Origin of the sequence: Dickeya sp. CFBP 2040, from assembly GCF_012273755.1 — a bacterium.
Lineage (GTDB): Bacteria > Pseudomonadota > Gammaproteobacteria > Enterobacterales > Enterobacteriaceae > Dickeya > Dickeya poaceiphila.
In genome coordinates this window covers 31,325-50,791 of record NZ_JAAVXH010000033.1, presented here as the reverse complement: position 1 = coordinate 50,791, position 19,467 = coordinate 31,325, and the positions used below count along the sequence as shown (strand labels likewise).

The 19,467-nt window shown below is 55.8% G+C and carries 16 protein-coding genes; 8 read left to right on the top strand and 8 right to left on the bottom strand.

From position 1 onward, the window contains the following. Positions 1-109: 109 nt before the first annotated feature. From Dpoa2040_RS04940 to pspF, 8 genes are all read right to left on the bottom strand, one after another. Positions 110-2,419, bottom strand: coding sequence for an FdhF/YdeP family oxidoreductase (locus Dpoa2040_RS04940; RefSeq protein WP_042871013.1), 2,310 nt, complete (start codon positions 2,417-2,419; stop codon positions 110-112). A 239-nt stretch (positions 2,420-2,658) separates the two neighbouring features. Further along, complete coding sequence (gene fabI / locus Dpoa2040_RS04935) at positions 2,659-3,450, bottom strand: enoyl-ACP reductase FabI (RefSeq protein WP_042871011.1); 792 nt, start codon at positions 3,448-3,450, stop codon at positions 2,659-2,661. A gap of 183 nt (positions 3,451-3,633) precedes the next feature. After that, entirely contained in the window at positions 3,634-4,449 is an 816-nt protein-coding gene (sapF, locus tag Dpoa2040_RS04930) for a putrescine export ABC transporter ATP-binding protein SapF (protein WP_042871009.1), read from the bottom strand. Then, a complete protein-coding gene (gene sapD / locus Dpoa2040_RS04925; protein WP_042871007.1) occupies positions 4,449-5,441 on the bottom strand; it encodes a putrescine export ABC transporter ATP-binding protein SapD in 993 nt (330 codons plus the stop codon). The genes sapF and sapD overlap by 1 nt, the downstream gene beginning before the upstream one ends. Before the next feature lie 15 nt (positions 5,442-5,456). Then, entirely contained in the window at positions 5,457-6,347 is an 891-nt protein-coding gene (sapC, locus tag Dpoa2040_RS04920) for a putrescine export ABC transporter permease SapC (RefSeq protein WP_168640497.1), read from the bottom strand. Further along, the gene (sapB, locus tag Dpoa2040_RS04915; protein WP_042871004.1) at positions 6,334-7,299 is read right to left on the bottom strand and encodes a putrescine export ABC transporter permease SapB; all 966 of its coding nucleotides are present in this window, start codon (positions 7,297-7,299) and stop codon (positions 6,334-6,336) included. The genes sapC and sapB overlap by 14 nt, the downstream gene beginning before the upstream one ends. Beyond that, positions 7,296-8,996, bottom strand: coding sequence for an ABC transporter substrate-binding protein SapA (gene sapA, locus Dpoa2040_RS04910; RefSeq protein WP_168640496.1), 1,701 nt, complete (start codon positions 8,994-8,996; stop codon positions 7,296-7,298). The genes sapB and sapA overlap by 4 nt, the downstream gene beginning before the upstream one ends. A 155-nt stretch (positions 8,997-9,151) precedes the next feature. After that, positions 9,152-10,159 (bottom strand): phage shock protein operon transcriptional activator, encoded by a 1,008-nt coding sequence (gene pspF / locus Dpoa2040_RS04905; protein WP_168640495.1) that lies wholly within the window; start codon positions 10,157-10,159, stop codon positions 9,152-9,154. Between the two features lie 219 nt (positions 10,160-10,378). On the opposite strand from pspF, the gene pspA reads away from it, so the two are divergent. The 8 genes from pspA (at position 10,379) to tyrR (ending at position 19,427) form a co-directional block, all read left to right on the top strand. Continuing rightward, a complete protein-coding gene (pspA, locus tag Dpoa2040_RS04900; protein WP_042870997.1) occupies positions 10,379-11,044 on the top strand; it encodes a phage shock protein PspA in 666 nt (221 codons plus the stop codon). Positions 11,045-11,107: 63 nt separating this feature from the next. Beyond that, positions 11,108-11,335: an envelope stress response membrane protein PspB gene (gene pspB / locus Dpoa2040_RS04895; RefSeq protein WP_042870994.1), complete on the top strand. Its 228-nt coding sequence runs from the start codon at positions 11,108-11,110 to the stop codon at positions 11,333-11,335. Beyond that, the gene (gene pspC, locus Dpoa2040_RS04890) at positions 11,335-11,694 is read left to right on the top strand and encodes an envelope stress response membrane protein PspC (protein ID WP_168640494.1); all 360 of its coding nucleotides are present in this window, start codon (positions 11,335-11,337) and stop codon (positions 11,692-11,694) included. Before pspB ends, pspC begins: the two co-directional genes overlap by 1 nt. Positions 11,695-11,833: 139 nt before the next feature. Continuing rightward, positions 11,834-13,249: a YcjX family protein gene (locus Dpoa2040_RS04885; RefSeq protein WP_168640493.1), complete on the top strand. Its 1,416-nt coding sequence runs from the start codon at positions 11,834-11,836 to the stop codon at positions 13,247-13,249. After that, positions 13,246-14,313 carry a YcjF family protein gene (locus Dpoa2040_RS04880; RefSeq protein ID WP_168640492.1) on the top strand — a complete coding sequence of 356 codons (1,068 nt, stop codon included), beginning with the start codon at positions 13,246-13,248 and terminating at the stop codon, positions 14,311-14,313. Before Dpoa2040_RS04885 ends, Dpoa2040_RS04880 begins: the two co-directional genes overlap by 4 nt. Positions 14,314-14,548: 235 nt before the next feature. Continuing rightward, the gene (locus Dpoa2040_RS04875) at positions 14,549-15,967 is read left to right on the top strand and encodes an MFS transporter (RefSeq protein ID WP_246867250.1); all 1,419 of its coding nucleotides are present in this window, start codon (positions 14,549-14,551) and stop codon (positions 15,965-15,967) included. A gap of 212 nt (positions 15,968-16,179) precedes the next feature. After that, positions 16,180-17,742 carry a M20/M25/M40 family metallo-hydrolase gene (locus tag Dpoa2040_RS04870; RefSeq protein ID WP_168640541.1) on the top strand — a complete coding sequence of 521 codons (1,563 nt, stop codon included), beginning with the start codon at positions 16,180-16,182 and terminating at the stop codon, positions 17,740-17,742. 119 nt (positions 17,743-17,861) lie between these two features. Further along, on the top strand, positions 17,862-19,427 hold the full coding sequence (gene tyrR / locus Dpoa2040_RS04865; protein ID WP_168640491.1) for a transcriptional regulator TyrR: 1,566 nt from the start codon (positions 17,862-17,864) through the stop codon (positions 19,425-19,427). Positions 19,428-19,467 lie beyond the last annotated feature (40 nt).

The window sequence follows — 19,467 nt, the reverse complement described above, 5'->3', positions numbered from 1 at the left end:
AACGACTAAGCAATCTGTTGTCGCAGTTTAAGGGCATCAGGTCTGGCACCCGTTGTGGATAGAATGATGGATTAAGCCGGGCGCGCAAAGAACCCGCCCGGCTAACGTATCAGGCAATACGTTGCAGCGCTGTGGCGTCACTGGGGGTGACGCGTACCGGCACCGATTTGGATGTTGGCGTGAACGTGCTTTCGCCATAGCTGGACAGTGGCACCAGCGGATTGGTTTCCGGGTAGTAGGCTGCCAGATTGCCGCGTGGGATATCGTAGCTCACCAGCCGGAAACCGGTGACTTTTCGCTCGATATGGTCATGCCACAGGGTTTCGATATCCACTCGGTCGCCGTCCTGTAATCCGAGCGCGGCAATGTCTTCCGGGTGCATAAACAGCACGTCGCGCTGGCCGTACACGCCACGGTAGCGGTCATCCAGCCCATAAATCGTGGTGTTGTACTGGTCGTGGGAACGCAATGTTTGCAGCGTGAACGGCGCGGGCGCATCGCCGTAAACCGGTACTACGCTATCCGGCAACGGCGCAGCGCTGAAAGCGGCTTTACCGGTAGCGGTATTGAAACGGTACGCTGCCGCTGCGTTGCCGAGCCAGAAACCGCCCGGTTCCGCACAACGTTGGTTGAAATCGGCGAAACCCGGCAGGGTGGCGGCGATGTGATCGCGGATCAGATTATAGTCGGCTGCCAGCGCCAGCCAGTCGAGATGATCGCGCCCCAGCACCGCATGGGCAATTCCCGCTACGATGGCGGTTTCCGAGCGTTGTTGATCCGACAACGGCGGGCTGATGCCTTCTGAGGCGTGTACCATGCTGAATGAATCTTCGACGGTGACAAACTGTGGGCCACTGGCTTGCATATCCTGCTCGGTGCGGCCCAGTGTCGGCAGAATCAATGTATCGCGCTGCGCGGTAATCAGGTGGCTGCGGTTGAGCTTGGTGCTGATATGCACCGCCAGGCCGCAGCGGCTGAGAGCCTGTGTGGTGCGTTCGGTATCCGGCGCGGCGGCGGCCAGGTTGCCGCCCAGGGCAATCAATACCCGTACTTCGTCGCGCAGCATCGCCTCCAGCGCCTGTACGGTGTTGTGGCCGTAGCTGCGCGGCGGAGTAAAACCGAAGTGACGTGCCAGACTATCGAGCAGTGCGTCAGACGGTTTCTCATCAATCCCCATGGTGCGGTTACCCTGCACATTACTATGGCCCCGCACCGGGCACAGACCCGCTCCCGGTTTGCCTAGCTGGCCGAACAGCAGTTGCAGGTTGACGATTTCCCGCACTGTTGCCACCGAATGCCGATGCTGGGTGATCCCCATCGCCCAGGTGCAGATAACCCGTTCAGAACGCTGGTAAATACTGGCGACGTAGCGAAGTTGCGCTTCGCTCAGCCCGGATTGCTGCACGATGTTATCCCATGAAGTGGCATCCACCTGTTGCAGATACGCCGCTACGCCATCGGTATGCTGGTTGATGAACGTTTGATCGAACAATCCGGCTTCGCCCACCGCCAGCCGCTGGCGATGGGTTTCCAGCAAGGCTTTCACCATGCCGCGTACTGCTGCCATGTCGCCGCCCAGATGGGGTTGCAGGTAGGTTTCACTGATGGCTCCGGACAGCGGCGTCAGCAGTTCCAGCGGATTTTGCGGGTTAGCAAAACGTTCCAGACCACGCTCGCGCAAGGTGTTAAACGCCACGATATGCGCGCCGCGATCAGCCGCATGGCGCAGGCTGTGCAACATGCGGGGGTGGTTGGTGCCGGGATTCTGGCCGAACACGAAAATCGCGTCGGCATGTTCGAAATCCTGTAATCGCACGGTGCCTTTACCAACACCGATACTCTGTTTTAGCCCGGTGCCGCTGGCTTCATGGCACATGTTGGAGCAGTCGGGGAAATTGTTGGTGCCGACCATACGCCCGAACAGTTGATACAGGTAAGACGCTTCGTTACTGGTTCGGCCAGAGGTATAAAGCGCCATCTGATCCGGATGGTCCAGTGCATGAATATGACGGGCGATCAGCGCGAACGCTTCATTCCAGCTAACTGGCACATAGTGGTCGCTGTGATGATCGTAACGCAGTGGATGCGTCAGCCGACCCTGATATTCAAGAAAATAGTCGCTCTGGCGGCGTAATGTGCTGACGCTGTGCCCGGCGAAAAAGTCCGGCCCGGCGGCTTTGCGGGTCGCTTCCCAACTGACTGCCTTGGCGCCGTTTTCACAAAAACTAAAGGTGCTGCTGTTGTCGTCTCCCCAGGCACAACCGGGGCAGTCGAATCCTTTACTTTTGTTGACTCGCATCAAATTGCGGATATTTTTCAGCGCTTGTTTGCTGTCCAGTACAAAACGCGTGGTGGCTTTGAGAGAACCCCAACCGCCTGCAGCGGCGCGATATGGCTTAATCGTGGATTTAAATTTCATGATTGATTGCGCAGGTGATGATGTTTTAGGTATGTAAAAATTTTTTTAAATCTTTACTTGCTAAGTAAGAGTGTAAATGCAGCAAATCAGGAAAGCACTAGCCAGCAAAGGCATAACCAGAAAAGCAATAACGAAATCCGAAAAGGTAACAACAGGGAAAGAGAAGCAGGCAGGGATGATGAGGGATGCGAATGGCTGAAACCCTGTGCCGGACAACCGCCCGGCACAGCGCGACGAGATTAATCGTCCAGTTCCAGCTCGTTCATCGCGGCGATGTTGAAGCCGCCGTCAACGTGCAGGATTTCGCCGGAAATACCGGCAGCCAGGTCGGAACACATGAACGCGGCGGCATTGCCCACGTCTTCAATGGTGACCACGCGGCGGATCGGGGTGACCGCTTCGCAGTGAGACAGCATCTTCTTGAAGTTTTTGATGCCGGAAGCAGCCAACGTGCGGATCGGACCCGCAGAAACCGCGTTGACGCGTATGCCGTCACGACCCAAGGCGTTGGCCATGTAACGCACGTTAGCTTCCAGCGAGGCTTTAGCCAGGCCCATGACGTTATAGTTCGGAATGGCGCGCTCAGCACCCAGATAGGACAGGGTGATCAGGCCGGAATTCGGGTTCAGCATGGCGCGGCAGGCTTTTGCCATCGCCACAAAGCTGTAGGCGCTGATGTCGTGAGCGATGGAGAAACCTTCGCGGGTGACGGCATTGACGTAGTCGCCATCCAACTGGTCGCCCGGTGCGTAAGCGATGGAATGCACGAAACCATCAAATTTAGGCCAGACTTTTGCCAGTTCTGCGAACAGTGCGTCAATGCTGGCATCTTCTGCCACATCACAGGGTAACACGATGCTCGAACCAAACTCTTTGGCAAACTCATCCACACGCGGCTTCAGCTTGTCGTTCTGGTAGGTGAACGCCAGTTCTGCACCTTCACGATGCATTGCCTGTGCGATACCGTATGCAATGGAGCGGTTGCTGGCAACGCCCGTTACCAGAATGCGCTTACCGTTAAGAAAACCCATGGCAGTATCCTTGTGATCATTGTTACTGCGATCATTGTCAATAAAAATAATTATTTACCATGATCGATGTGAATAAACTGGGCGATTCTAGCATGTATGGTGCCCCCAGGGGTACTCCAACCACTAAGCGGCGCTTTGTGCTATTGTGCCGTGTCATCACCTGTTGTGGTCTATTTCGAAAAATCAGGTGTGGCCGTTGTCGCGTCGCCAGGCATCGGCGCTCAGCGCTTCGCCAAAGTGACTGGCGATCAGGCGTTTGGTCAGGTCGTGCAGCGGAGACGCCAGCACATCGGCAGTACTACCGCGTTCGACGACTTCGCCAGCCTGCATCACCAAAATCTGGTCGCTGATGTGTTTCATCATGCCCAGATGCTGGGTGACATAAATATAGGAGATGCCGTGTTTTTCCTGCAATTCCAGCATCAGATTGATGATCTGCGACCGTACCGACATGTCCAGCGATGCCAGCACTTCATCTGCCACGATCACTTTGGGTTGCAGAATCAGTGCGCGCGCCAGTCCAATACGTTGCTTCTGCCCCGGTGCCAGTGCGTGCGGGTAATAGGTGGCGTGATCGGCACGCAGGCCAACCTGGCGTAACGCCAGATTAATCGCTTTTTCCCGTTGTTGCGGCGTCAGATCGGTATTGAGTCGCAGCGGTAATTCCAGTAATTGACCAATGCGCTGGCGCGGGTTGAGCGAATTGGCAGAGTCCTGAAAGATCATACGAACGCGCTGACTCCGGTAGTGATAATCACCGAAAGTCAGCGGGTGGTCGTCAATCACCAGTTCGCCGGACGTGGGGGGAATCACACCGGTCAGCATCTTGGCCAGCGTGGATTTGCCCGAACCGTTTTCACCGATGATCGCCAACGTTTGCCGTTCCCGCAGCGTAAAGCTCACCGATTTCACCGCTTCGACATGCTGGCGGCGAAACCAACCGGTACGGTAGCGGAACGTTTTGGTGAGATTACGGGCTTCCAGCAGGGTTTCCACCATCAGGATTCCTCCATGTTGAGTGGGAAGTGGCAGGCGTACCAGTGGTTTCTCACTGGGATGAGCGGCGGCGCCGCCATGCACTGTTTTTGTGAATAGGGGCAACGTGGTCCCAGCCTGCATCCTACCGGTAAGTGTGCCAGCGACGGAATCGCCCCCGGCAGCGCGTTGAGACGGCTTTTGTGCGGCAGCGAGCGGCCAAAATCCGGCATGGCGCGGATCAGCGCCTGGGTGTAAGGGTGATGCGGTGCGCTGATCAATTCATCGCTGACGGCGCTTTCCACCGTCTGGCCGCAATACAGCACGTTGATGCGGTCCGCCCATTTGCTCATGGTTTGCAAATCGTGACTGATCAGCAAAATCGTGGTGTTGTTGTTCTGATTGAGCCGGGAAAGCAGGCGGAAAATTTGTGCCTGCGTGGTGGCTTCCATCGCGTTGGTCGGTTCGTCGGCAATCAGCAGCCGGGGTTGGTTGGCGAGCGCAATAGCGATCATCACCTTCTGGCATTCCCCCTCGGTTAATTCGTAGGGGTAGCTGCGCATAATGTCTTTATGATCCTTAATGCCGACGCGGTGCAGCAGTTCGATGGCGCGGCGTTTGCGCCAGTTGAAACGTTGCCACCAGCGGCCTTTGTAGGTCCAACCGGGGATGGATTGGATCAACTGACGACCAACGCGTGCCGAAGGGTCCAGACAGGACTGCGGTTCCTGAAAGATCATCGACATGTTGTGCCGCACCAGTTTGCGGCGCTGGGGGGGCGTGAGCTGTAGCATATCCACATCGTCAAAGCGGAAGCGGTCGGCGGTGATGCGCCAGTTTTCTTTATTGGTGCCGCAGATAGCCTTGGCGATCAGGCTCTTGCCGGAGCCTGACTCTCCCACCAGCCCGCGAATCTCGCCCTCGTTAAGGCTGATGCTGACGCGATCCACCGCTTTCACCGGGCCGTCCGGCGTGAGGAATTCAATGGTCAGATTACGAATTTCCAGTAATGCCATGGTGTTGTTTCATCACTATTCGGTTTGAGCGAGCAGGGCGCGGCGGATGCCATCTCCCAGCAGATTGACGATCAGTACGCTGACCGTGATGGCTGCACCGGGCAGCATGACCGTCCAGGGGGCGGCGTACACCAGTTCCAGCGAATTTCCCAGCAGCACGCCCCATTCGGTGGTAGGCAATTGCGCACCCAGATTAAGAAAGCCTAGCGCGGCGATGTCCAGAATGGCGATGGAGAGCGCGCGGGTGATCTCGCTGACCAGCACCGGCAAAATATTGGGTACCACGGCATACCAGACAATGTAGAGCGTGGAGGCGCCGTCCAGCCGGGCAGCGGTGACGTACTCTTTTTCCAGTTCGTCGTGCACCGCGGTATAGATGGTATGCACCATGCGTGGCAGCAGCGCCATCCACACCGCCAGCATGGCGTGCGACAACTGTGGGCCGATAAAGGCGATCACCACCATTGCCAACAGCAGCGAAGGAATTGACAACAGCGGGTCAAGAATGTGGTTCAAAACGGCGGAACGCAGGCCATGGGTGACCCCGGCCAGCAGCCCCAGCAAAATACCGACCAGCGTCGCGGCCAGGGTAACCAGCAGCGCCGAGCCGAATGTCGGGGCGGTGCCGCTCAGCAAGCGGCTCAACAGGTCGCGCCCCAGATCATCGGTGCCGAGAAAAAACGACACTTCGCCATAGCGTGACCAGGACGGCGGCAGCAACTGATAACCAAGAAACTGTTGGTCCAACGCGTAGGGTGCCAGCGTGTTGCCAAACAGGCATAACCCCAACAGGAGCAGAAAGCCATAGAAACCGACCATCGCCATGCGGTCCTGACGGAACACATTCCAGCTATCGCTCCAGCGGCTGGGGAGGGCTTTCTCACCATAGATGTTATCGGAGTGCATACCATTCCTTATGTTTCAGCGGGTTTGCCATGGCGCCCCAGATATCAGACAACACGTTAATGGTGATCACCAGCGCGCCGACCACCATCACGCCGGCGGAAATCGCCGCGAAATCCTGCTGACGGATGGCATTGACCAGCCAGCGGCCAATGCCCGGCCAGTTAAACACCACTTCGGTGATCATCTCCAGCGTCAGCATGGTGGAAAACTGCAACCCCAGTTGTGGAATGATCGGCGGCAGTGCGTTATGCAGCAGGTGGCGACGAATCACGGTGGAACGCGACAGCCCGCGGATAATTGCCGCTTTGATGTAATTCTGTGTGCCGATATCGGTGGTGCTGATGCGCATCAGTCGGATCACTTCGGTCGTCGGCCCGACTGATAGCACCAATACCGGTAAAATCAGGTGCTGTATGGCACTGGCGATCATCTCTTCCCGGTAAGGCGAGTGGGACAGCCAGGCGTCTATCAGCGCGAACCCCGTCACCGGCGGCACCGGGTAAAGTAGATCGAAACGGCCTGAAACCGGCAACCAGCCCAGGTGCAGCGAAAAGAATAACGTCATCAGCAACGCCAGCCAAAACACCGGCAACGAAAAGCCCAGCAACGCCAGTGCGCTGATAATCCGATCAGCGGCTTTATGTTGCAGTACGCCGGTGGTGATGCCGAGCGGGATGCCCACCAGCAGCGACAGCGAAAACGCCAGCAGGCAAAGTTCGATGGTGGCGGGCAGCACATCTCGCAACTGTTCGCTAATTGGTTGTCCGTTGGTACTGGAGACGCCAAAGTCACCCTGCAACAGGCTAACAAAATAAAAGCGATAGGCGTCCAGGAACGCTGCGCCATTGAGCGGCGCGTGCGGGGTGTAATACATCAGGCTAAAGCCTATCAGCGAGAGCAGAAACAACGTGACCAGTAACAATAACAAGCGGCGAAGGGTAAAGATAATCACGGTTGTTCTCCCTGGATCGGCGCGTTGGAAGACGGATCAACCGTGAGGTTATCCGGTTTTTCCTGATGACCATCATCACGATAGACGCCAGCGAAGGAAGAATTACCGAACGGGCTAAGCACCAGCCCTTTTATGTCGTAGCGATAGGCCTGCATCCGTAACGATGAAGCCAGCGGCAGCAGCGGCAACTGTTCAGACAGAATGTGGTGTGCCACCCGGTAGTATTCCATACGTCGGGACAGTTGTTGAGAAGAGAGCGCTTCCTGTAGCACCTGGTCGAAATCGGGGTCACACCAGTGGGCATAGTTAGTCTGGGAGCGGATAGCGGCGCAACTCAACAGTGGCCGGAATACGCTGTCCGGGTCGTTACTGTCGGTAGCCCAACCGGCGAGCGTCAGGTCGTGGTTCATCGCCATCAGGCGCGCTTCCTGAAAACGACCTTCCACCGGCATGATGGTGACCCGAATGCCCACCTGCGCCAGGTCGGCCTGAATCAACTCGGCGGTTTTGACCGGGCTGGGGTTGTAGGATTGAGATGCGCCTGGCACCCACAGCTGCAATTGCAAGCCGCGAATTCCCAGTTCTTTCAGTAACTGCCGCGCTTTATCCGGGTTGTATTCGGTGACTTGCGCTTCGTTGTCGTAGGCCCAGGAGGCGCGCGGCAGTATCGAGGCGGCGGTTTCTGCGGTGCCGTAGTAAATCGACTGCATCAGACGATCATTGTTGATAGCCAGCGCGATGGCGTGGCGCACACTGGGGTTGTCCAGCGGCGGTTTGCGCACGTTAAATGCCAGATAAGCGACGTTCATCCCCGGACGCAGCGATAAGCGCAGGCGTGGGTCATTGCGCAGAATGGTCAGCTGGCTGGCGGCCGGATAAGCCAGTACGTCGCACTCGCCAGTCAACAATTTAGACAGACGACCGGTGCCGCCGGAACCGAGGTCTATCACGACTTGTTCCATACGCGGTTGACCGCGCCAGTAATCATCGTTGCGTTTCAGCCGTACATATTGCCCATAACGGTACTCATCCAGCCGGTAAGGGCCGGTGCCCACCGGTTGACGGTCAAGCAGTTCACGGCGGTCCTGCCGGGTCAGTTGCTGGGCATACTCCGCCGACAGAACCGGCGCATAGTGGGTGGCCAGATGCCACAGGAATGAGGCATCGGGGTTGTGCAGGCGGATTTCAATGCTGTAATCACCCAGTTTGCGAATACTTTGTACGTTATCCGCCAGTTGCAGGCTGTCGAAATAAGGGTATTCGCCGCCGTTGACGTCATGAAATGGGTGCTTTTTATCCAGCATACGTTTGAAACTGAATAACACATCGTCGGCATTCATCATGCGGCTGGGGGTAAACCAGGCCGTCTGTTGGAATGGCACGTCACGACGCAGAGTAAAGCGGTAGGTGGCGCCGTTGTCGGTCACGTCCCAGTGTTGCGCCAGCTCCGGCATCAACCGGTAGGTGTACGGATCGACGCCCAGCAGACGATCATAGAGTTGGGCGGCCAGCGTATCCACCATCAGCCCACTGCGGGCCATCTGGGGATTGAAGGTATTCAGCACGTCATTAACGCAATAGACAAAACCGCTGTGGCGGATGGTTTGCGCCGGCATCGGGCTTACGGTCGGCGTTTGTGCCATAACGGGCTGCGCCAACCAGGCCAGCGCCAGTATGAGAATGTGTTTTCCGGACATACGGTTTTTTTCAGACAATCGGCAATACACAGAGTGTACCGCACTCTGCCATTCCACCCAATTTCTTACGTTTGTCTGCCGGTTTTTTCTACAAATTGCATATCCCGGTGGTTTTAGTCTACGTACATTCATATAACTACAAGTCGCGTATAGGGTTATTCGCTGACGCCAATCGCATGTTTCTTTAACAAGCCGCGAAACTGGTGATAGGTGAGCGCCAGCAATCTGGCCGCTTTGCGCTGATTAAACTGTGCCTGAGCGAGCGCCTGCTCGACCAATTGTCGCTCCTGATGGTGCTGCCAGTCGCGTAGTTTCAATGGCAGGAGTGGCAAGGCATTAAAGGCATCAGAAGAAAGCGCAGGCTGTTCGTTCACAGACGGGGCTGCGGCCAGTGGCTTAAATGGATTAAGGATGATGTTGTCCAGCGGTTCATTGGTACGACCATGGCGGTATAACGAACGCTCCACCACATTCTTTAGCTCGCGGATATTACCCGGCCAGGCGTAATCCAGCAGCGTGTTTTCTGCCTGCTGGCTAAAGCCGGGGAACAGTGACAACCCCAGTTCCCGACACATCTGCACTGCGAAATGTTGCGCCAGCAGCATGATGTCCTGCTGGCGTTGGCGCAATGGCGGCAGGTGCACCACATCGAACGCCAGCCGGTCAAGCAGGTCGGCGCGGAACTTGCCTTGCGCCGCCAGAGCGGGCAGGTCTTCGTTGGTGGCGCACACCAGTCGGACATCCACCTGTAGCGGCTGCCCGCCGCCCACGCGCTCCAGCACGCCGTATTCGATCACCCGTAACAGTTTTTCCTGTACCAGCATCGGTGCCGTGGCCAGTTCGTCCAGAAACAAGGTGCCGCCGTCGGCGCGCTCAAAACGCCCCAGGTGGCGCTTCTGTGCGCCGGTAAACGCGCCGGCTTCATGACCGAATAGCTCTGAATCCAGCAGGTTTTCATTCAGCGCGGCGCAGTTGAGCGAAATAAACGGCCCTTGCCAGCGTGGCGACAGGTAATGCAGGCGGCTGGCAATCAGCTCCTTACCGGTGCCCCGTTCGCCAATAACCAGTACCGGTTTGCTGAGTTGCGCCAGTTGCGATACCTGTTCCAACACTTCCAGAAAGCTATTGGCTTCCCCCAGTAGTGATTCTTGTTCATGTGCCATGATATCACCATGTATTTTTCACTACTTATTAGTCAATTTGACCATATCAAAGATGACGCAAGCTGTATATTCAAATGATAAATTTATTATTTATCAATGCATTAATACTATTCCGAAAGCTGGCACGGTATTTGATTATGTTAAGGCGTCATCAGGCAACGGCTGATGGAGACAACGAACCGGGCGTCGCAGACGCCGGAAATCACTGAGGAGTAGAGTATGGGTATTTTTTCCCGTTTTGCCGACATCGTAAATGCCAATATCAATGCGTTGCTGGATAAAGCTGAAGACCCGCAAAAATTGGTGCGGCTGATGATTCAGGAAATGGAAGATACACTGGTTGAAGTACGTTCTACCTCTGCCCGTGCGCTGGCGGAAAAGAAACAGCTGGTTCGGCGTATTGAGCAAGCCCGCGCACAGCAGCACGAGTGGCAGGAAAAAGCGGAACTGGCGTTGCGACGCGAGCGTGAGGAACTGGCTCGTGCCGCGTTAGTGGAAAAACAGAAGCTGACGGAACTGGTGACGGTGCTGGAGCAGGAAGTCACGGCGGTGGAAGAGACGCTGGATCGCCTGAAACGGGAAATCGGTGAGCTGGAAAATAAGCTGACCGAAACCCGTGCTCGCCAGCAGGCGCTGACGCTGCGTCACCAAGCCGCCAGTTCATCCCGCGATATCCGTCGCCAGCTCGACAGCGGTAAACTGGATGAAGCGATGGCTCGCTTTGAGCAGTTTGAACGCCGCATTGATACGCTTGAGGCGGAAGCGGAAAGTGTGGGACTGGGCAAACAGAAATCGCTGGAGCAACAGTTTGCCGAGTTGAAAACCAGTGATGAGATCGATGCGCAACTGGCGGCGCTGAAAGCGAAAGTAAAACCGGTGGAATAACCGCCATTGGCTGCCGTTACTGCGGCAGCTTTGCTGCATTACCATAATAATTAAGGAGAAAAAATGGGTGCTCTGGTAATGACAATGATCCCGCTGACGGTGTTTCTGCTGTTTGTCGCGCCGCTGTGGCTGTGGTTGCATTACAGCCAGCGTCGCCGTGCGCCGCAGTGGGATCAGGCCGAATTGCAACGGCTGGCTCGGTTAACGGAGGACGCACAGCGTATGCGTGATCGGATTGAGGCGCTGGAACAGATTCTGGATGCAGAACATCCCAATTGGAGGCAGTCCTGATGAACACCCGTTTTGAGCGAAAACTTTACCGCTTGCCGCAAGAGGGCATGATCAAGGGCGTGTGCGCCGGGCTGGCACGCTATTTCGATGTGCCGGTCAAATTGGTGCGCCTTATTGCTGTCCTGTCGATTTTCTTCGGCCTGTTCCTGATTACGGTCGTTGGCTACGTTATTCTCAGTTTTGTGTTGGAGCCAGCGTCGCCGGAGGAATATCAATCTGCTAATGATGAGGTTTCGCCACACACGCTGTTGGATCAGGCCGACGCGATATTGCGTGGCAACGAACAGCGGTTGCGCGACATTGAGCGCTATATCACGTCGGATACCTACGGCGTGCGCAGTAAGTTCCGCCAACTGTAATCACTCCGCCAGCCACGGGCTGGCCTGACTCTCAGGGCGGGATTCGCTATCGAATCCCGTTCATCATGCTTTTGATGATTGCGCGATAATCCGGTTATCGTCTGCAAAGGCGATTGGCAGAACAATGAACAGGAGCGTCATGGCTTATTCCCTCCCTCTTAGCCGGTTACAGAATGAGTTGAGTGCGCTGGTTAATCGTAGCGCTGACCGTCATCTGAGGCTGGCGGTCACTGGTCTGAGCCGCAGCGGTAAAACGGCTTTTATTACCTCATTGGTCAATCAGTTGCTGAATGTTCAGCACGGTGCGCGATTGCCGTTGTTTTCGGTGGCGCGTGAAAACCGGTTGTTGGGCGCGCGTCGCATTCCTCAGCGGGATCTGGATATTGCGCGCTTTGCCTATGACGAAGGTATCGCCGCGTTGTACGGCGTGCCGCCGGCCTGGCCGACGCCGACGCGCGGCGTGAGCGAAATCAGGCTGGCATTGCGTTACCGTTCCCGCGACAGCCTGCTGCGCCACTTCCGTGATGCCGCCACGCTGTATCTGGAAATTGTCGATTATCCCGGCGAATGGCTGCTGGACTTGCCGTTGCTGGAACAGCGCTACCTAGACTGGTCACGACAGATGACCTCGCTGTTACAAGGTGACCGGTTGCACTGGGCGCAACCCTGGCTGGCGCTATGCAAGGGGTTGGACCCGCTAGCGCCGGCGGATGAAAACCGGTTGGCGACAATTACCCAGGCATACACCGACTACCTGTTGCGGTGTAAACAAGAAGGGCTGCATTTTATTCAACCGGGGCGCTTTGTTTTACCGGGCGATCTGGCCGGTGCGCCGGTGTTGCAGTTCTTTCCCTGGCCTTACCCTGATGAACGGCTTGATGCCGCGCTGGCGCAAGCCGGCGATCACACCCTGATTGGCATGTTGCGTCAGCGATTTGATTATTACTGCCAGCATGTGGTGCGTGAGTTCTATCGCCAGCACTTTGTGCGTTTTGACAGGCAAATCGTCCTGGTGGATTGTCTGCGCTCACTCAACCACGGCGCACAGTCGTTTAACGACATGCGGCTGGCGTTGACCCAACTGATGCAGAGCTTTCACTACGGCAAGCGCACCCTGTTGCGCCGGTTGTTTTCGCCTTGTATTGACCGGCTGATGTTCGCTGCCAGCCAGTCTGACCATATCACTGCCGATCAGCACGCCAATCTGGTGTCGCTGTTGCAGCAACTGGTGCAGGAAGCCTGGCGCAATGTGGCGTTTGAAGGCATTGAGATCGACTGTGCGGGTATCGCTTCTGTGCAGGCGACGCAGAGCGGCGTGGTATCGCATCAGGGGCAATCGTTGCCCGCCTTGCGCGGTAATCGGCTGACGGACGGCGAGCCGATTACCTTGTATCCCGGCGATGTTCCGGCGCGGTTGCCGGACCCTGCCTTCTGGCGCGAGCAGGGGTTCCGTTTTGAACAATTTCGTCCGCTGGACATGCAGGCGGATGTGCCGTTGCCGCATATTCGTATGGATACGGTGATGGAGTTTTTACTGGGAGACAAATTGCGATGAACGAACCGCTAAAACCTCGCATTACCTTTAATAATACGCCGCTTGAGCCCGTTTGTGCGCCGTTGCGTCCATCGATGGCGTTTGACGGCAATGACGAGCAACACTTTGTGCCGACAGCCGATGTCGAAGCTGACGAGGGTGAAAGGGCTGAGCAACTGGTCAGCGATGCGCTGCGCCCACGACGTAGCGTGTGGCGTCGAATGCGGGGAGCGGGTGTGGCGCTGTTGGGTGTCAGCGTGCTGGCGCAAGGTGGGCGTTCGCTGTATCAGGCCTGGGTCAGTCAGGACTGGATTGCACTCGGTGGCGTTGCAGCGGGTATTCTGATTATTGGCGCTGGGGTGGGATCGCTGGTAGTCGAATGGCGCAGGTTGTATCGGTTACGCCAGCGAGCAGAAGCGCGTGATCGGGCGCGGGAATTGCTCAATAGCCAGGGTACGGGGCGTGCCCGTGCTTTTTGTGAACATCTGGCCCGTCAGGCTGGGCTTGAGGCCGGGCATCCGGCACTGCAACGCTGGCAGGCATCACTGCATGATACCCATAATGACCGGGAGGTCATGGCACTATACGCGCATCTGGTGCAACCGGTGCTGGATGCCCAGGCGCGCCGTGAGATTAGCCGTTCCGCCGCCGAGTCGGCACTAATGATTGCTGTTAGTCCGTTGGCGTTGGCGGATATGGCGTTTATCGCCTGGCGTAACTTGCGGCTGGTCAACCGCATTGCACGGTTGTACGGCATCGAACTAGGCTATTTTAGTCGTATTCGCCTGTTCCGGCTGGTGCTGCTGAATGTGGCGTTTGCCGGTGCCAGCGAACTGGTGCGGGAAGTCGGCATGGACTGGATGTCGCAGGATGTGGCGGCACGTTTGTCGGCACGGGCGGCGCAAGGGCTGGGTGCCGGTTTATTGACGGCACGGTTAGGGGTTCGCGCGATGGAACTGTGCCGTCCGCTGCCGTGGCTGGATGGCGACAAACCCCGGTTGGGGGACTTTCGGCGTGAGCTGGTTAGCCTAATCCGGGTGAAAACGCAACCCGACTTTGCAGAGCAATCGGTAAAAAGAACATAGCTGCTCCTCCACAGGTTGTGCCTGATGTAACCAGATATATCGATATTTTGCTGATAATGGCGATAACCTATCGATTATTTTGATAAACCTGCTGATTGAAATGTTACTGCTTGCCGGTGTTTTAATATCTTGCAAATAATTTCATATATAAAAGGTAACAAATGATAATTATTGCAGCTATGGTTTGCCGGAACGTTACTAAATGACAACCTAATCATCAAATCAGAGGCAATCCATGGACTCCAGCTTTACTGCACACAGTGCGCCGACGGTTTATGCTGTCAACCATCCGCTTCCGCTTCATGTGCTGGCGACACGTATTGATGCGCTACCCTCGTCATGGGGATTGTGGCGTTTCATTATCCTGCTGTCGCTGGGCGGTTTCTTTGAACTTTATGATCTGTTTCAGACCGCCTACATCAGCACCGGCCTGATTGGTGAGAAGATTTTTCATACCGGGAAAGAGGGATTGTTAGGGGTTTCGGATCAGGCTACTTTTGCCTCCGTCACTTTTTTCGGCCTGTTTATCGGCGCCAGTTTGCTGGCTCCACAGGCGGATAGGTTAGGGCGCCGCACGGCGTTTATGTTTGCACTGGCGTGGTACGGCACATTTTCGCTGTTGATGGCGTTCCAAACCCAGGCGGAATGGGTGATCCTCTGCCGCTTTCTGGTGGGAATAGGGCTAGGGGTGGAGCTGGTAACCATTGATACTTACTTGTCTGAATGGACGCCGACCCATTTGCGCAATCGGGCGTTTGCGCTGGCGTTCTTCATGCAGTTTTTGTCGGTGCCAGTGGTCGCACTCATGTCCTGGTGGCTGATGTCGAAGACAGTGTGGGGGTTATCTGGCTGGCGCTATGTGGTGATTATTGGCGCGGTGTGTTCGCTGGTGGTGTGGTTGTTGCGCCGTAATCTGATGGAGTCGGCGCGTTGGCTGGCGTCGAAAGGGCGTTATCAGGAAGCCGAGCGGGTGATGATCGCCATGGAACATCGCTGCGGTATGCCGCCGGGCGAAGCGCTGTCGCCACAGGCGGTGGACCCTTATCCGTCACGCGGTCGGTTTAGTGATATCTGGTCGGCGCGTTACCGACGCCGTACTCTGATGCTGATTACCATGAATATCTTTCAGGCGATAGGCTTTTTCGGCTTTGGTAACTGGCTGCCTGCATTGCTGGCAGGGCGGGGCGCAACCGTCACTCACAGCCTGCTGTACGCCTTTTTCATTACGCTGGCTTATCCGCTAGGGTCACTGGCGTGCAGTTGGTATGCGGGGAAACTCGAAAACAAATGGCAAATTGTGCTGTCATCATTAATGACGGTGATATGCGGTACGTTGTTTGCTTTTCAGACACAACCGATGTGGCTGATTGTTTGCGGTTTTCTGATCACCTACTCCAATGCCTGGTTGACCATCAGCTATCATGCCTACCAGACCGAGATTTTCCCCACGGCGATTCGCGCTCGCGGCGTCGGTTTTTGTTACGCCTTCAGTCGTCTGTCCACGGCACTTAGCAGCATCATCATCGGGTTGATTTTGCAGCATTATGACACCAGCGGCGTGTTGGCGTTCATCATCATCAGCATGTTGACTGTCGTAGTGACGGTTGGTGTATTCGGCCCGCGCACCCGCGGAGTCAGGCTGGAAAATATCTGATTACCGGAAAAGTCGCCGTTTTGGCAATCAGTCAATAAAAATACAGCCTAAAAACAACTGTGTTTTGATATAGCCCGCATTACGTTGCCACGAAGCGTGCTTATCTATAAGCAGGATAAGCACGGCGGGCGAATCGCTCAGGCGATGAGCGATATTGCCGATAACCAGAAGATGGATATTCTTTTTTTCCTCTGGCTGGAAGGGTACTTATGATGTTTCGTGGCAACAAATTGCTGTTGGCCGGTGTGCTCGGCGCGTTGGTAGCAGCAGGCTCCGCGCAAGCGCAGCAGTGGATTATGACGCCTGCTGACGCCCAGAGCTTCGCTAAGGCCAGTTTTCCTGAATATCTTGAAGGGCTGACGCTCAGTAACGACACCGATGTGGCAGCGGATATTCAGCGCAACCTCAATTGGCTGGATAAAGCTTTTCAGAAACGGGGGTTTACCACCCAGCAATTGGCTAATGGCGCACATCCGATGCTGTACGCCGAACTGGGACCCATGCAACCCAACCGCCCGACCATATTGTTTTTGATGCACTTCGATGGGCAGTCGGTGAGTAAATCTGACTGGAGTTCCGACCCCTGGACACCTACGCTGAAAATCAAAGATTCGCGCGGTATTTGGATGCCGCAACCTAACGAGCGGCTAATGCAGCCGGGGCTTGACCCGGAATGGCGCGTGTTTGGGCGTTCCGCATCGGACGGAAAAGGCGTGATCTCAGTGTTTCTGACCGCGGTGGATGCGCTTAAAAGCGCCAAAGCTGCGACTACGGTAAATATCAAGGTGTTGCTTGATTCTGAAGAGGAGCGCGGGTCGCCACATTTGACGTCGGTCGTTAATCAAAACGCCGCCCGACTCAAGAATGACGGCGTGGTGATCTTCAATGGGGCGGTGAACACGAATAACAAACCGGTGATCACGTTCGGCTATCGTGGGTCGATACAGGTCGATATGACGGTGTTTGGTCCTGATCCAGCGGCACACAGCGGCGCGTTTGGCAATGTCATCATCAATCCGGTGCAGCAACTGGCAACCTTGCTGGCCGGACTCAAAGATGCCGATGGACGGGTGACGTTGCCCGGTTTCTATGACCGGGTCAAACTGACTGATGACGAGCATAAGCAACTGGCGTTGCTGACGCCGCCGCGGGGTACCATCGAAAGCCGCTACGGGGTATACCAACTGGAGAAAATGGCACCCAATCCGGTAGAAGCGGTGCAATATCCATCGCTGGATGTTATTGGATTGAGGGCGGGCGATACCGGGCGCAAGGCGGTGTATGCCATACCCTCAACGGCCACTGCCAGCATCAATATCCGTACCGTTCCTGAAACATCCCCCGATTATCTGTACGACCTGCTGAAAAAATACGTGGCGGCTCAAGGTTTCTTTGTGATTCGCTCCGATTCGCCCTCACTGCAGGAGCGCAATCATAATGCTCGGTTGATATCAATGAGCATGATGACCTCGTCGGGCAGTTCATTTGCGGTGCGTACACAGATGGAGTCGCCACTGGCGAAATGGGCGGTAGAGGGTGTGAAAGCGCCGGGCAAAGGGGAACCGGAGAAAAACCGTATGCTGGGGGTTTCACCACCGATCAATGGCGCACTGGCGGCGCTGAAAAATGCGTTTGCCGTAATATCGCTGGTGAATACGGATAACAACGCGTACGGCAGTGATGAAAATATGCGTATCGGTAACTATATCGAAGGCATCCGCATTATGGTTTCCATGTTGACTACGCCATTCCCGGAGGAAGAAAAGGCGAAGTAAATCCGCGATTCGCTCGCCGGGGTGTCAACTTTTGCTGACACCCCACTTCATCCGGTGGCAGTGAAAGAGTATGATGCCACTCTCGTCCCTGCCGCACCTGATGAATGAAGGTTTTATTGATGCGTCTGGAAGTATTTTGTGAAGACCGAATTGGTCTGACTCGTGAGCTGCTTGATTTGCTGGTATTGCGGCATATCGACCTGCGCGGTATCGAAATTGATACTGCTGGTCGAATTTATCTCAATTTTACGCCCCTCGGTTTTGATACGTTCCGCGAACTGATGACGGAGATTCGCCGTATTCCGGGCGTCAGCGATGTGCGAACCATTGCGTTCATGCCATCCGAGCGGGAGCACCGTTCGCTACATGCATTGCTGGAATCCATGCCTGAGCCGGTGCTGTCGGTTGATCTCAAAGGCAAAGTGGAACTGATTAACGCTGCTGCGCTCAGCCTGTTTGACCTCACGCCAGAAAAAGCCCATGGGCTTAACGTCAGCCAGTTATTGAATAACTACCATTTTACCCGCTGGCAGGAACAGGGCGGCCAGCCGGAGACGAGTCGCGTAGTGCTCCGTGGGCAGGATTTTCTGCAGGAAGTGACGCCAGTTCATCTGGAAGATGATAAGGGCAAATCTGCTGTTGCCGGTGCGCTGGTGACGCTGAAATCAGCGGCGCGCATGGGCCGCCAGTTGCAGGAGACGCCGGTCAACGCCGAACATGAGTTTGACCATATTGTCGCGGTCAGCCCACGTATGCGTCAGGTGGTGGAACAGGCGCGCAAACTGGCGATGCTGGATGCGCCGCTATTGCTGGTGGGGGAAACCGGCACCGGCAAGGATATGCTGGCCCGCGCTTGTCACTTGCACAGTAGCCGCGGTAAAAAACCATTTCTGGCGCTCAACTGTGCTGCACTGCCGGATGATGTAATGGAAAGCGAGCTTTACGGCCATGCACCGGGTGCTTATCCCAACGCGCTGGAAGGCAAGAAAGGCTTCTTTGAGCAGGCGAACGGTGGTTCGGTACTGCTGGATGAAGTGGGCGAAATGTCGCCGCAGATGCAAACCAAACTGCTGCGTTTCCTGAACGATGGCACCTTTCGTCGGGTAGGAGAGGAACACGAGGTACACGTAGATGTGCGCGTTATCTGCGCGACCCAAAAGAACATGCTGGATCTGGTGCAGCGTGGTCTGTTTCGTGAAGACCTCTATTACCGCCTGAATGTGTTGACGCTGCAACTGCCGCCGCTGCGCGAGTGCCCGACGGATGTGATGCCGCTGGTCGAACTGTTTGTAGCCCGTTTTGCCGATGAGCAGGGCATAGCGCATCCTCGTATTGCGCAGGAGGTGCGTAATCTTTTGCCCCAATACGGCTGGCCGGGCAACGTGCGGCAGTTAAAAAACACCATTTATCGGGCGCTGGCACAACTGGAAGGCGATGAACTGCGACTGAAAGATATCGATCTGCCTGCTTTTCAACCAGACATTGCTCACAATGACGATTTACTGGACGGCTCCCTTGACGACATCAGCAAGCGGTTTGAACGCTCGGTATTAACTCGCCTTTATCAGACTTACCCCAGCACCCGTAAATTGGCCAAACGGCTCGGTGTGTCTCACACCGCGATTGCCAATAAATTGCGCGAGTATGGGTTGAGTAGTCGCAAGAGTGGGGATGAGGACGAGTAACCACGAATAAAAAAGCGGATGACTGTACTATCCGCTTTTT

Coding starts and splice junctions, on each gene's coding strand:
- Dpoa2040_RS04880 (WP_168640492.1), top strand. CDS start 13,246: ATGAACGAACCGCTAAAACCTCGCATTACCTTTAATAATACGCCGCTT.
- pspC (WP_168640494.1), top strand. CDS start 11,335: ATGAACACCCGTTTTGAGCGAAAACTTTACCGCTTGCCGCAAGAGGGC.
- sapF (WP_042871009.1), bottom strand. CDS start 4,449: ATGGTGGAAACCCTGCTGGAAGCCCGTAATCTCACCAAAACGTTCCGC.
- pspF (WP_168640495.1), bottom strand. CDS start 10,159: ATGGCACATGAACAAGAATCACTACTGGGGGAAGCCAATAGCTTTCTG.
- Dpoa2040_RS04885 (WP_168640493.1), top strand. CDS start 11,834: ATGGCTTATTCCCTCCCTCTTAGCCGGTTACAGAATGAGTTGAGTGCG.
- Dpoa2040_RS04940 (WP_042871013.1), bottom strand. CDS start 2,419: ATGAAATTTAAATCCACGATTAAGCCATATCGCGCCGCTGCAGGCGGT.
- sapA (WP_168640496.1), bottom strand. CDS start 8,996: ATGTCCGGAAAACACATTCTCATACTGGCGCTGGCCTGGTTGGCGCAG.
- Dpoa2040_RS04870 (WP_168640541.1), top strand. CDS start 16,180: ATGTTTCGTGGCAACAAATTGCTGTTGGCCGGTGTGCTCGGCGCGTTG.
- Dpoa2040_RS04875 (WP_246867250.1), top strand. CDS start 14,549: ATGGACTCCAGCTTTACTGCACACAGTGCGCCGACGGTTTATGCTGTC.
- pspB (WP_042870994.1), top strand. CDS start 11,108: ATGGGTGCTCTGGTAATGACAATGATCCCGCTGACGGTGTTTCTGCTG.
- sapC (WP_168640497.1), bottom strand. CDS start 6,347: ATGCACTCCGATAACATCTATGGTGAGAAAGCCCTCCCCAGCCGCTGG.
- tyrR (WP_168640491.1), top strand. CDS start 17,862: ATGCGTCTGGAAGTATTTTGTGAAGACCGAATTGGTCTGACTCGTGAG.
- sapD (WP_042871007.1), bottom strand. CDS start 5,441: ATGGCATTACTGGAAATTCGTAATCTGACCATTGAATTCCTCACGCCG.
- fabI (WP_042871011.1), bottom strand. CDS start 3,450: ATGGGTTTTCTTAACGGTAAGCGCATTCTGGTAACGGGCGTTGCCAGC.
- pspA (WP_042870997.1), top strand. CDS start 10,379: ATGGGTATTTTTTCCCGTTTTGCCGACATCGTAAATGCCAATATCAAT.